The organism is Streptomyces sp. NPDC023838 (assembly GCF_040639555.1).
GTDB lineage: Bacteria > Actinomycetota > Actinomycetes > Streptomycetales > Streptomycetaceae > Streptomyces.
Genome location: NZ_JBFAAD010000001.1, coordinates 423,291 through 436,424, shown reverse-complemented (window position 1 = coordinate 436,424; position 13,134 = coordinate 423,291). Strand labels below are relative to the sequence as shown.

Below are 13,134 nucleotides of genomic sequence, written 5' to 3'. Positions count from 1 at the left end.
GCGTCGACAGCCGTGGAGCCGAATGCGGCGCCGAACAGGCCGCTCACCAGCCTGCCGATGGAGAGGAGGCCGTGATGGGCGGAGTGGTAGTTCTTGCGCGCTGTCGGGAAAGCCGCGAGAGGCTGACCGGCGGGGCAGGGGGTTAGCCCCACCTCAAAGCGGGTGGCTGACGGGATCCCAGGTACAGGCCCTGACCCAAAATACTGGGCCCACAAGATCAGTTGTCGCCCACCAGCCTCGCAGGAGCCCTCAGTGTACGAGCATACGCATGCAGCAGACGGATCACGTACGCCCGGGAGGAAGGTGGGCGGCAGGCGCGCGGCGCGGACAGCGCGGGTCGTTGCTGTCGGGGCGGTCGCGACGGCGGTGATGACTGCCGGATTCACCCTGCCCGCGTCGGCGGCGGACGCCCACGACGCCGGTCAGGCGTCAGCCGCACGCGGCGGGCACCAGGCCACCCAGGCGGCCTTGGACGGGGTGGTCCAGGGTGGGCCGCCGGGTGCCATCGCGCTCGCCGAGCGGGGGCACGACGTCTGGGCAGGCCGTGCGGGCACCGCCGATCTGGCAACCGGCCGACAACCGCGTACCGATGACCGCTTCCGGGTGGGTTCGATCACCAAGACGTTCGTAGCCACCGTGATACTGCAGTTGGAGGCGGAAGGGAAGCTCAGCCTGGACGACACCGTGGACCACTGGCTGCCGGGTCTGGTCCGGGGCAACGGGCACGACGGCGGGAAGATCAGGCTGCGTCAACTCCTCAACCACACCAGCGGGGTCTACAGCTACACCGACGACGAGGACTTCAAACGGAAGGAGTTCGGCACCGGCTTCCTGCGGCACCGCTACGACACCTGGACGCCGGAACAGATCGTCCGCCTCGCCATGACCCACCAGCCGAGCTTCGACCCCGACAGCAAGAATTGGGGTTACTCCGACACCAACTACATCCTCGCCGGAATGGTCATCCGGAAGGCCACCGGTCACTCGTACGCCCACGAGATCGAGCGGCGGATCCTGCGCCCCCTGCACATGGACTCCACCACACTGCCGGGCACCCGAGCTCGCGTACCGGGGCCAAGCGGACGCGCCTACTCCAAGCTGACCGGGGAACTCGCCGGCCCCGCAGAACCGGACAGCGCCACGTACGACGTCACCGAGCTCAACCCCTCCCTCGCAGGCGCCGCCGGAGAAATCATCTCCAATACCCGTGATCTCAACCGGTTCTACCGAGCCCTGCTCTCCGGACGACTCCTGTCCAAGCGTCAGCTGGAGGAGATGACCACGACCGAGCCGATCGAGGGGATGCCGGCCGTCTCCTACGGCCTGGGCCTGATGAAGATCAAACTGTCCTGCGGCGTTGACGTATGGGGGCACAACGGCGGCATCCAGGGCTCCATCTCGCAGACCGTGGCGACCACGGACGGCGGCCACGTACTGTCATTGAACTTCAACGGCGACTGGAACGTCCACGAACAGCGCGTCGTAGAGGCCGAGTTCTGCGGCGCATGAGCGGCGCGTGAGCGGCGCATGCCAGGGGCCTGCCCAGTCCGGTATCGGCCGAGCCGGAAGGCGCGGTCGGCGCCGGCCGCCGGTATCCCGGTTGTCCGCGGACAACCCCGATTGTCCGGCCTGTAGACCGAGCTGACCTGCTCGGGTCGCGTCGGTGTCGCGCGGCCAACTCCCCTCCCCTGCAGTGTCAGGCCGCGGAACGCCACCAGGAACCTCTTCCACGGTGCCATCGAGACCACGGCCGGCTGTTGTCTCGACAGCCAGATCCCCGAACACAGACAAGGACGAACCATGAAACCCATCAGACGGTTAGTAGGCACGCTCAGCGCCGGCGTCACCCTGCTCACGCTCGCGTTCACCGCCGCCCCCGCTCAGGCGGACCCCGCCGGTCCGGCGGCTCTCAGCTCCACCCCGGTACGGATCGCGTCCGCCGCCAAGTCCACCACCCTTCCCCACGCTCCGCAGCACATCGCGCCAGCCGCCACCGCCTACGGGCCCTACCTGGTCAAGAACGTCGTCACCGGCCAGTGCATCGACATTCCCGGCTACGGGGCCGGTACGGTCAACGGGCCGGTCAACGAGTACCCGTGCAACGGGACGTCCGGGGACAACCAGTTGTTCTACTGGGACTATGTCGGTGACAGCTCCAACGGCTACCCGCTCTACAACCTCCGCAACGCCAAGGACAACCTCTGCCTCGACGTGCCGAACTACGGCAGTGTGAACGCCGGCACCAAAGTCAGCGAGTACTACTGCAACCAGACGACCGGCGACAACCAGCTCTATGGTCGGGTCAATCGCTCTGACGGCTTCTGGCTCGTCAACCTCGCCAGTGGCTTGTGCCTCGACGTAGACGGCGTACGCACCGGGGGCAACAACGCCCCCATCACGCTGTATTACTGCAGCGACAACGACGACCACCACTGGAAGATCCCGTAGGCAGACATACTCGGCCGTGGTGCGGCGCCCACCCGCCGCACCACGGGCATCCGCGTGCGCTCGCCGCGGAAGACCTGGCCGCACCCGTCGCTGGTGGGGCGGGCATCGAGCCGGGAGAGCGGCCTGACGGACCCCCTGGCAACCAGGACCTGCGCGCCGTGCTGCACCACCTGCCCCAGCTGCTGGCCTCCGGGTTCCGGCTGGCCTGGCGCGCAGACCCCCGCGCGGCTCGCCTCCTGCTCACCGCCAACCTCGCCCGCGGCCTCGCCCAGGCCGCGAGCCTGCTCGCGGTCAACCACGTCCTGGCCGGGCTGCTCAGCGGCACCGCCGTCGAACAACGGCTGCGCCACGCGCTGCCCGCCCTGATCGCCGTCGCCCTCACCATGGGCGCCGGAGCGCTGCTGCGGGCCGTCACCACGTACGCCACGGGACGCCTTGAGCCGCGGGTGGAACGGGTGGCGACCGAGGTCTACCTCGAACAGGCGGCCCAGGTGGAACTGGCCGCCATCGAGGACGACCAGTTCCACAAGCTGCTCGACTCCGCCCGCTACGGGGCTTCCGCAGCCCGCCGCATGATGAGCATCGGCAACCGCGTCATCAACGCGGCCACCTCGCTCCTGACCGCCGCGAGCGTCCTCACCGTGCTGCACCCCGTGCTGCTGCCGCTGCTGGCCCTGATGACCCTGCCCGGCTCCTGGAGCGCGCTGACCACGGCACGGCGCCGCTACTTGTCCTTCCACGCCTGGACCCAGCACACCCGTGCCGGCGGGCTGATCGGCCACATGCTCACCGAGACCGACGCCGCACCGGAGATCCGCGTGCACGGCGTCGGCCCGTTCCTGCTGCGTCACTTCCGCGCCCTGTCCGAATCCGCCGAGGCCGAACAGGCCCGCCTGGCCCGCCTCGAAGCCCGCACCGGGCTCATCGCCGCCCTGTGGATCGGCGCCGTCACCGCCGCCACCTACCTCACCCTGGGAGCCCTGCTCCTGAGCGAGGCGATGGCGCTGTCCGTCGCGGGCACCGCCGTGATCGCCATCCGCACCGGCTCAGCGAGCCTCACCAGCCTCGCCCTGGAAGTCAACGCGCTCCACGAACGGGCCCTGTTCGTCGGGGACCTGGAGCGCCTGTGCACCGAGGCCGCCCGCCGCACCCCGCCCGCCGCACCCCGCCCACCGGCGGCCTGCCGTTGCCCGGCCGCCCCCGGAAGATCCGCTTCGACCACGTCACCTTCACCTACCCCGGCCAGGACACGCCCGCCGTCAACGACGTCACCCTCACCCTGCCCACCGGCAAGATCATCGCGCTGGTCGGCGCCAACGGCTCCGGCAAGACCACCCTGGCGAAACTGCTCGCCGGACTGTACGCACCACAGCACGGCCGCGTCCTGTGGGACGACACCGACGCCGCCCACGCCGACCGGAGACAGCTCAGCGACCGCGTGGCAATGGTCGCCCAGGACTTCACCCGCTGGCCCTTCACCGCACGGGTGAACGTCCTCATCGGCCGCCCCGACACCCCCCACGGCGACGAATGCGTCGAGAGCGCTCTGCGCCACGCGGGCGCCAAGGAACTCGTCGCCGAACTGCCCCGCGGCCTGGACACCCTGCTGGCCAGGGGATTTCGCGGCGGCCACCAGCTCTCCGGCGGCCAGTGGCAGCGCCTCGGCTTCAGCCGCGCCGCCTACCGCCAAGGCGAGGTCCTCATCGTGGACGAACCCACCGCCGCCCTGGACGCCCGCGCCGAGCTGCAGGTCTTCGACGAGATCCGCTCGCTCGCCGAGGACGGCCGCACGGTCCTGCTCATCACCCACCGCCTCGCCTCGGTGCGCCACACCGACCTCGTCCACGTACTCGACAAGGGCCGTCTCGTGGAATCCGGCACCCCCTCCGCCCTGCTGGCAGCCGACGGCCTCTACGCCGAGCTCTACCGCCTGCAGGCCAGCCAGTACGCGCCGGCGGAGGACCCGTGCGGCTGAGGGGGTGACCGCCAACCGGCTTCCGCGCCGCACTCCCCCCGGCGCGGGGCGAACCGCCCCCCTCGCGCATGCGCCCCCAGGCCGGGCATGGATGGGCGCTTCTGGGCAATCCGGGTCGAAATATGGCCACTTCCTCCAGCAACATCACGACTGGAGGTTGTCGTCTGCTTACATTTCCGACGATGTCCGATCCGCAGCACGTGCCGCAATTGCCGCAGGAGGAAACCGCCTTGATTCGTGCGTGGCACGGGCGCGGCTACGCACTCGCCCGGCAGGAGGCGGCGAACGGTGAGCGGCTGGTGCACTGCCTGGGGCTGGACCTCGTCGTGCCGCCGCACGTGCTCATACCTGCGCCGATGGACCGCAGCGGGCTGCGGTGGTGGACCGGCTGGAGCGGGAGCGGGACGGCCGACCGGTGGAGTACATCGCCTACCAGCTGAGCCAGTGAGGCCCGTGTCGCAATGATCGCCTACGAGGCTTCGTGCACCGGTGGATGAACGGCCGCCCACCTGATGACTGCCTGGCAGCGGGAGTGGCCCGCGGAGCAGCACCCGTCACCGGACCGGGCTCCACCAACGCCCTCCACGCCCCCGAGCTCACTACATGGCTCACCCGGCTGCCGCACTGAACATGGACCAGAAAGACAGGGGTTTGCCGTGAACGACCGCGCGCGCCGGGCTCATGGCCGTGACCAGCACGTACCTGCGGATGAAAGAGTCCTGGCCGCCGACCTCGACGGCACGCTGCTCGGCGGCGACCAGGAGAGCCGCCTGCGGCTGCGCCGGGCACTGGAGCGCCACCCGGAGATCACCGTCGTCTTCGCAACGGGTCGCAGTCTGAGCTCCGTCCAGACACTGCTGCGGCAGGACCCGCTGCTCCCAGCACCACGGTGGATCGTCGCGGACGTCGGTGCCAGCGTCATCGACGCGGCCGACATGAGCCACATCGACGCACTGGAACGACCACTGCGGATGGGATGGCCCGGGCACGAACACGTCCGGGCGGCACTGCGCGGCTTCCCTCAACTCGCGTACCAGGACGTCGTCCAGGAAGGGCGCTGCTCGTTCTACCTGGCCCCCGAAGGACTGACGGACGCCCTCACTGCGGCAGTAGAGAACATGGGATGCACCTGGTCCTACAGCGAAGAGCGCTATTTCGACGTCCTGCCCCCGTGCGCAGGCAAGGGCCCGGCCGTCCGTCAGCTCGCCCAAAGGCACCAATGGCCCATGCCCAGCCTGCTCGTTGCCGGTGACTCGCTCAATGACCTGACGCTGTTCCACCTCCGCTCTCACGGAGTCATCGTGGGCAACGCCGAGGCGGCCCTCACTGGGCGGGCCCCCAATGATCCGCTGATCCACCGCTCCCGCCTCCACGGTGCCGCCGCGATCCTCTCAGCGCTGCGACGCCTCGACTGGGTCAAGCCGCCCGCACCGGTCGTCATCGGCTACCACCGCGCGCCCGCTCGATGGAGCGAAGGACGATGGGAACAGCCCTCCAGCCCCAACGGCATCCTGCCCACCTTGACATCCATCCTCGGCCGCAAGGACAGGGACGACGGATTGCATGCTGTGTGGGCCGCCGCGGCCACCGCCGAAGGACATCGCACCTGGCCCTCGTCGTTCCCCGAACACCTGCCCATGGCCCTTCTGCCCGTGGCGCCGTCCCGCTGGGCCGGCTACTTCCACCGCGCCTGCAAGGAAACGCTGTGGCCGGCACTGATGTCCCAGCCGCATCTCATCCACCACGACCCTGCTCACTGGGCCGATTACGAGCAGGTCAACGCCGCCTTCGCACACCACATCAGCGCCCACGCCGCCGACGGCGGAACCGTGTGGCTGCACGACTACAACCTCTGGCTCGTCCCCGGCCTCCTCAAGCGCAGCCGCCCGGACCTGACCATCGGCTTGTTCCACCACACTCCCTTCCCCCCGCCCGACGTCTTCCAGGCTCTGCCTGTCGCCGAGCAGCTGCTCACCTCCCTCACCCAACTGGACTGGGCAGGTTTCCACACGGCCACCTTCGCCGACCACTTCCGTCAACTCCTGCGAGGCTCCGACCCCGTGCCACGCACAGGCGTCCACCCTCTGGGCATCGACCAGGCAGCCGTCGCGGCCCTCGCACGCTCCCGCACCCCCCACGCCACAACAAAGGACAGCCTGCTCGTGCTGTCCGTGGAACGTCTGGACTACGCGAAAGCCCCTGTCCACAAGATCCGCGCGCTCGCGACCCTCCTCGACCGACGACCAGAGCTGCGCGGACGGCTGCGCTTCCGGCTTGTGTGCCCGCCGCCCGAGTCCGGGATCCGCGCTTACGAGGCAACCCGCATCGAACTCGAACAGGCCATCACCGACCTCAACGCCCGCTGGAGCACGGGGGAATGGCAGCCCGTGGAGTACATTCCCCGATCGCTCCACTTCACCGAGGTCATGGACCACTACCTGGCAGCCGACGTGTTCTGGGTGACCTCCCTGGCGGACGGGATGAACCTCACCGCCCAGGAATACCTCACCGCCCAAGCCGCCTCCGAGCGCGCAGGCATCCTCGTCCTGTCCCGACACACCGGTATCGCCCAGCAACTCGGGAAAGCGGCACTGCTCACCGACCCCCACCGCCCGCAAGACCTCGTCGACGCCCTGCACACCGCGCTGACCATGCCCCCGTCTCGTCGCAGGGCGAATACGGCCCACCTGATCCAGCTGCTCGACGCGGCCCCACCCCTCGACTGGGCCCGCGCAGTCATCGCGGCCATCGGTGGGAAGCCGGCTGCGTCTTCCGACAGTCCGGACAGGCGTCACCCTGCCGGTTCACGGTGACGGAGGTCTCCGTCGCCTTGACCTTGATCGTTCCACGCCCCTTTCTGGGGGCCGGACATCAACAAGACCTGGACGGACGGAAAGTGCGTGTCAGGGTGCTGACGGGCCGCCCCCAGGGGTGATGCCATGCCCCGGCAGGCCTACTGCCGGGGCATCGGCATACCGGTGCGAGCCAAGAGGGTCGCCGCTCCACAGCGGTCGACTCCCGTCCGCGACGAGCTCCCCGCCTTGGTCAGGTCTGCCACATGAGCCAGGGGTCGTCACGGCAGTCCTGCTGGAGCACCGGCTCGTTGTCCCGCGAACCCGCCCGGGAGCCGGCGCACTTGCCGCTGTTGACGTTGACCAGCTGCCAGGCCCGGAAGGCGCTGCGGTAGCGCAGCGTCCAGAACTGGTCGGGGAACAGGCCCTGCCGGTCGCCGCACAGATAGTGGGTGACGGCGACGCCGTTGTCGACCCTGGCTCCCTGGACGGACAGACACAGGCCGCTGAACCGGTTGCGGACGGAATAGGTGGCGGGCGGGCCGGCCGACTCCCGGGTGAGATGCCACTGCTGCTCGGGGTTGTCACCGCAGCCGGTCTGGACCATGCCGTCCGCAGCGGTCGGACTTCCGGCCGGAACGGCCAAGCACAGGTGGCTTCCGGCGTTCGCCAGCCGGAACAGGCCGTTGGGGGCGTCCGGCGCCTCCGGCGTGGACGTGGGAGCCGGCTTGGGGTCGGTGGAGGCAGACGCGACCGCGGCAGGCGGCGAAGTCGGCGCCACGAACCCGCCTCCCCGTGCGGGCGCCGTCGTGGCCGGGGGCCGTGTCCCGGTCGGTGGGGGCGGAGCCACGGAAGAAGGGCTGCCGGGCGGCGAGGTGACCGGAGTCGCGGACCGCCCGGTGTCGCCGGAAGGCGGCTGGTACTGCAGCAGGTACGGCTGGACCTCCCGGGAGGCGGGCGCGGGCGCGGCGGGCCGCTCCCGTTGTACGACGACCACGGCCGTCGCCGCGGACACCGCCACGGCCAGGACCGTGAACACGGCGAGGACGGCGGTCACGGCCAGGGACGAGCGGACCGGGCCGCCGCGCGGCGCGGCGACAACAAGCTGCTGCCCGGCCGCGCCTGCCGGTACCGGTGCCGGGGGCGAGATGTCGTACGGCAGGGTCGGCAAGGCCGCCTGAGCGATGACGGGCGCGGCGGAAGGACGGTCGGTGCGCTCCAGGACGACCCCCTGCAGGGGCGGGCCGTCTGCCGCCCGGTGCTCCCGCCAGAGGCACTCCACTTCATACCCGGTGTCGGCCAGCGCGTCGGCCGTTCGCGCCAGCGCCAGCACCAGATCGGTGCCGGCCGGCACCGAAGCCGTCGACCCGGCGGGCAGGGCGGCCCTGCTCTCCGCCCGCGCCTGCCCGAGGATCTCCCGTGCACCGCGGTGCACGGACCGTACGGCCTCCAACTGCCGCAGCGCCCGGTCCACGAGGCCGTCCGCCGCGGGCTCGGCGCCCTGTGCCGCGTCCGGCGCGGGCGCCGGGGCCGATGAATCGGCCGGCTCGGGTGCGCCGGGCCGCTGCTCCGGCTCCGGCGCGGCGGCCCGCAGGCCGTCCTTGTCCACGAGCAGTCTGCCCACGAGGGCGAGAAGGCTCCGTACGAGCCCTTCGGCCTCGGCGAGATCGGCCTCGGCACGCCGCAGGGCCTCGTCGAGCTTGAGGCCGGGGCCCGATTCCGCCTCGGCGACGAGCGCGGCCTCGTGCAGTCGGTGTGCTCGCTGGAGCAGCGTCTGTCGGCCGCGGCCGTCGCGGACACGGTCCCGTACGACGGAGTTGAGCCTGCCGAGGGGGATGATCCGGGCACCGCTGCGGTACTCGCTCCACATCGTCTTGCCGCCGCCGTACCGCTGGGCGAGCTCACGGACCGTCAGCTCGGCGGTGAGCTCCCCCAGGAATCCGGCCAAGGCATCCGCCGCTCGCGTCGCGCCCTTCGGTGCCCCTTGTGGTCGCCCTGTTCTGCGCATGTCGGTCCCCCAGTTGTCCGCGGACAACCCCGCTTGTCCGGCCCCTATCCCCCGGCTGACCTGCGCGGATTACTTCGGGGCCGCGCGGCCAACTCCGCCCCCCGGCACTGTCGGGCCGTGGAACGCCACCAGGGAACACCCGTTCCACGGTGCCGTCCAGCGTATGGCCTGCCGTTGGCTCGATTGCATCGGACAAACGGCGCGCGTGCGACCCACTCGTCACCGATCCGGCGCCCACGCCGGTCGGACTCCGCAGGAGGTACTTTGAACAGAACGAGCACGCTGATGGGACGGGTGTCCCGGATCGCCGCCGCGGTCTTCGCGGCGTCCGCTCTGACGCTCGTCGGGGCCAGTACCTCGGTCGCCGCCACCGGAACATCCTCGTCCGCATCGGCGCCCGCCCCCAAGGCGGCGGCGAGCACCGACGTCCTCGCCCGGACCGGTGCCGCAAGGACCGAAGGCATCCAGACCGTCTACACCCGCCGGATGACGAGCGTGGCCACCGGTCTGTGTGTGGACGACAGCAACATCGGCCTGCGTCACTTCGGCTGCCAGGACCAGAACGGCCAGTACGCCAACTTCCAGAAGTTCGACTTCGTCTACCTCGGCAACTACACCTACGTCATCAGGAACTGGGCCACCGGCCTGTGCATCGATGACAGCGACATCGGCCTGCGCCACTTCGGCTGCCAGGACCAGAACGGTCCGTACGCCAACTTCCAGCGGTTCACCCTGCTCGAGAACCCGGACCACAGCTACGTCCTCAGGAACGTGGCCACCGGCCTGTGCATCGACGACAGCAACATCGGCCTGCGCCACTTCGGCTGCCAGGACCAGAACGGCCAGTACGCCAACTTCCAGCGGTTCCGCTTCGCCTCGTACTGAGCGCGGGTGCCGATCTCCTGAAGACCCGCGCAAGGGGGAACGCCGAAGCTCACCCCAACGCCCCTGCCGCATGTACGCGGTGGAGAGCGAGGCGCCTGGGGTGCAAGAGCAAGCCCGTGGCTCCCGTCACCGCCGGCCCGTACCGGCGGAGTCCGAAGACTGCCGTGGCCGGGCGCGCACCGCGATCTTCCTGCGGTACGAGAACGCATCGGCCCCGGCGGAACCAGAAGTTCAACCCAACCGAACGAACTCACGGAGGAATCCATGATCCAGGTCTTCGGGCGCTACGCCCGCTACGCGATCAGCACGATGACCGCCGCTGTCTTCACGAGCGGCTGACATCCTGCGCGTTGATCGTCACTGACTGAACCCAAGCGGGTGGCCGGTGTCTCACCGGCCACCCGCGCGCGATGAGAAGAGAGGCCGAGGCACGTGTTCGGGACCATGATCCGCCAGATCCAGTACGGCGTGCAGATGCTGCGCGGCGGACGGCTGAGCGTGAGCGGCCTGCAGGGCACCGTGGCCGATCTGCGGGCGACGATCGAGGAGTTCGGCGAGCCCGGCGAGGAAGCCGCCGTGATGTTGCCGGGCGCGACGGAGCCGGATCCGCAGATCCAGCGGACGATGGCCGACCGCAGGCTGAAACTGACGGTACGGCAAGCGGCCGCTCACGTTCCCTACTACCGCCGTCTCTTCGCCGAACTGGGCCTGAGCCCCCGTGACATCTCCCTCGACACGCTCGCGCTGCTGCCGCCGACACCGAAATCGGCGCTGCGCGCCGCGTCGTCGGCCTTCGTCTCCGAGCGCTCCGAGCCGGTCCTACTGGCCCAGACCACCGGGACGACCGGCACACCGACGAGTGTGTGGTTCTCGCAGTACGAGCTCGAACTCGCCGCCGCGCTGTCGGCCATGTCGTTCCTGATGGGTTCCGCCGTGCGCAGCAGACACATCGTGCTCAGCACGATCAGCTCCCGGGCGACCCTGGCCAAGCTCAACGTCCAGCGCGCGCTGGCGATGGTCGGCGCCGGATTCGTCGCCATGGGGACCGTGGATCCCCGGATCATCATCGACCGGCTCGCCACGCCCATGCGACTGCCGGGCAAGGAACCCCAGGTCACCCACCTCATCGTGACCGCATCCGCCCTCGGCGGCCTCGTCCAGACCGCGGAACGCGACGGCTGGGACCCCGCCGACTTCGGTCTGCGGCAGATCCTCGTCGGGGGCGAGGTGCTCAGCGACCCGCTGCGCAGCCGCACCGAGGAGGTGTTCGGGGCGCGGGTCATCGACACGTACTCGATGACCGAGACCATGCCGACCGCCGGGCTGGCCTGCGAGGAAGGCCACCTCCACCTCTCGGCCGAACAGGCTCACATCGAGGTGCTCGACCCCCTGACCCACGCCCCGGCCGGGCCCGGCGAGGCGGGCACCCTGGTCGTGACGCCGTACACGCAGTACCGCGACACCACGCTCCTGCTGCGCTACGACACGGGCGACCTCGTCCGCCGACTGCCCGGCACCGAACCCCCGACCTGCTCCCTGCGCGGCATGCCCGCCACCTCGCGGATCCTCGGCCGGCACAGCGACGGCCCCGCGGAGCTGACCCAGCGTGCCGTCCTCGACCGCCTCCAGGGCGAACGGCAACTTCCGCTGCCGACCCGGTACGCGCTCTCAGCAAGCGCGGACGGCCCCCGGCTGTATGTGGTCGCGGACCGCCCTTCGGCGGCGTTGCTGGCCCGGGTCGAGGAACGGTTCGACGATCTCCCGCTGAGCGGCGTCGTCCTGGTGGAGGATCTCGACGAGCTCCCCGAACCCTGCCGCGTCAGGGCCGATCTGACCGAGCACAGCTTCGAGTTGCCCTCCCCGCGTCACCAGCCGGTACGGAGTGCCCCATGAGCAGACTCGCCCAGGCCCTCACCCTGCTGACCGCGCTGGCGGCGCTCATCGCACTCGCCGCGCTGTACCTGCGACGCGTCCGCATGCCGCGCCCGCCGGTGGGCCGCTTCGTCCGCTCGGACATCGCGGTGATGACCGTCACTCTGGTGTCGATGCCCCCGATCTACCTGCATCTGCCGCGAGCGCTGACGACCTGTGCGTTCGGCGTGGTCTTCCTGGGTGCCTGTTCCATGGCTCTCGCCCCGGTCATGGGCGGGCGGCGCGGCGCGGCCGTGGCGCTGACCCTCGGGGCGTTCATCCTCACCGCGCATCTGGCGGGATGGGTGCCCGCGCGGATCGCCGCGGGTGATCTGCTGCTGGCTCTCGCGGTGATCGGGGTCAGCAACCTGTGGGCCCAGACCGGTATGACCGCCGGGCAGGTCGCGGCGCTGGCCGGTCTCCTCGCACCGTACGACCTGCTGGCCACGGGGCTGACCTCGGTCACCGCCCACCTCGTGCACCACTTCGCGGGCATGCCGCTGGGACCGATGCTCGCCGTCGACGACGGCACCTCACCCATCGGGGCGGGGCTCGGTGACTGTCTGATGCTGGCGCTGTGGCCGCTCGTCGCCGCCAAGTCCTTCGGGCGGGCGGCCGGCTGGTACGGCGCGATCATCGGCCTGTGCGTGGTGTCCGTGGTGCTCGCGGGAGCCGTCGCAGGCTGGGTTGACGGCGGCGTACCCCTCCTGACCGGGCTCGGCCCGTGCATCGTCGCGCAGTACGCCTACTGGCGCACCCGCCGCGGACCCGAGCGCCGCACCGTCGACTGGCGCGGCACCGCGCCGGAGCCGTCCGCCGACCCCTTTCACGAGCAGGACGTGGCCGTCGCCCTGGCGCTCGCCGACCAGCACCGCGACGGAGGATGGCTGGCCGTGACCGAGGGCCGTGTCGTCGGTCACGCCCCCTCCCCCGGCGGAGCACGCCGCGCGGCCCGCGAAGCGGGGCATACCGCGGTACCGGTGGTCGTCGCGGTACGGCCACGGGGCACGGCAGCGGCACGAACGGGCGAATGGCGCAGCAATCTCGGTTGAGATTGGCCCAGTTATTCGGGACATTGCGTCATTGGGTTGGAGGCAAGGCGAAGACCCGAGTCG

Annotated in this window: 8 protein-coding genes and 1 pseudogene; 8 read left to right on the top strand and 1 reads right to left on the bottom strand. The window is 70.4% G+C overall.

The genetic code is table 11. The features are described 5' to 3' along the window. Window positions 1-369: 369 nt before the first annotated feature. The 5 genes and pseudogenes from AB0G17_RS01665 to AB0G17_RS01645 all read left to right on the top strand — a co-directional run bounded on the left by AB0G17_RS01665 (window position 370) and on the right by AB0G17_RS01645 (window position 7,236). Window positions 370-1,509, top strand: coding sequence for a serine hydrolase domain-containing protein (locus tag AB0G17_RS01665; RefSeq protein WP_361374362.1), 1,140 nt, complete (start codon window positions 370-372; stop codon window positions 1,507-1,509). 291 nt (window positions 1,510-1,800) lie between these two features. After that, window positions 1,801-2,448: an RICIN domain-containing protein gene (locus tag AB0G17_RS01660; RefSeq protein ID WP_361374360.1), complete on the top strand. Its 648-nt coding sequence runs from the start codon at window positions 1,801-1,803 to the stop codon at window positions 2,446-2,448. A 104-nt stretch (window positions 2,449-2,552) separates the two neighbouring features. Continuing rightward, window positions 2,553-4,423, top strand: a pseudogene (locus AB0G17_RS01655) (ABC transporter ATP-binding protein). A gap of 182 nt (window positions 4,424-4,605) precedes the next feature. Then, entirely contained in the window at window positions 4,606-4,863 is a 258-nt protein-coding gene (locus AB0G17_RS01650; protein WP_361374358.1) for a hypothetical protein, read from the top strand. A gap of 216 nt (window positions 4,864-5,079) precedes the next feature. After that, window positions 5,080-7,236, top strand: a complete 2,157-nt coding sequence (locus AB0G17_RS01645; RefSeq protein ID WP_361374356.1) for a trehalose-6-phosphate synthase — start codon at window positions 5,080-5,082, stop codon at window positions 7,234-7,236. Between the two features lie 232 nt (window positions 7,237-7,468). Here AB0G17_RS01645 and AB0G17_RS01640 read toward each other — a convergent pair whose 3' ends face one another. Then, on the bottom strand, window positions 7,469-9,163 hold the full coding sequence (locus tag AB0G17_RS01640; RefSeq protein WP_361374354.1) for an RICIN domain-containing protein: 1,695 nt from the start codon (window positions 9,161-9,163) through the stop codon (window positions 7,469-7,471). A gap of 324 nt (window positions 9,164-9,487) precedes the next feature. Between AB0G17_RS01640 and AB0G17_RS01635 the strand changes: the two genes are divergently transcribed. The 3 genes from AB0G17_RS01635 to AB0G17_RS01625 all read left to right on the top strand — a co-directional run bounded on the left by AB0G17_RS01635 (window position 9,488) and on the right by AB0G17_RS01625 (window position 13,071). Beyond that, window positions 9,488-10,108, top strand: coding sequence for an RICIN domain-containing protein (locus tag AB0G17_RS01635; protein ID WP_361374352.1), 621 nt, complete (start codon window positions 9,488-9,490; stop codon window positions 10,106-10,108). Between the two features lie 444 nt (window positions 10,109-10,552). Then, window positions 10,553-12,001, top strand: coding sequence for an AMP-binding protein (locus tag AB0G17_RS01630; RefSeq protein ID WP_361374350.1), 1,449 nt, complete (start codon window positions 10,553-10,555; stop codon window positions 11,999-12,001). Continuing rightward, window positions 11,998-13,071, top strand: a complete 1,074-nt coding sequence (locus tag AB0G17_RS01625; RefSeq protein ID WP_361374348.1) for a hypothetical protein — start codon at window positions 11,998-12,000, stop codon at window positions 13,069-13,071. Before AB0G17_RS01630 ends, AB0G17_RS01625 begins: the two co-directional genes overlap by 4 nt. Window positions 13,072-13,134: the final 63 nt, after the last annotated feature.

Coding starts and splice junctions, on each gene's coding strand:
- AB0G17_RS01665 (WP_361374362.1), top strand. CDS start 370: ATGACTGCCGGATTCACCCTGCCCGCGTCGGCGGCGGACGCCCACGAC.
- AB0G17_RS01660 (WP_361374360.1), top strand. CDS start 1,801: ATGAAACCCATCAGACGGTTAGTAGGCACGCTCAGCGCCGGCGTCACC.
- AB0G17_RS01650 (WP_361374358.1), top strand. CDS start 4,606: ATGTCCGATCCGCAGCACGTGCCGCAATTGCCGCAGGAGGAAACCGCC.
- AB0G17_RS01630 (WP_361374350.1), top strand. CDS start 10,553: ATGATCCGCCAGATCCAGTACGGCGTGCAGATGCTGCGCGGCGGACGG.
- AB0G17_RS01625 (WP_361374348.1), top strand. CDS start 11,998: ATGAGCAGACTCGCCCAGGCCCTCACCCTGCTGACCGCGCTGGCGGCG.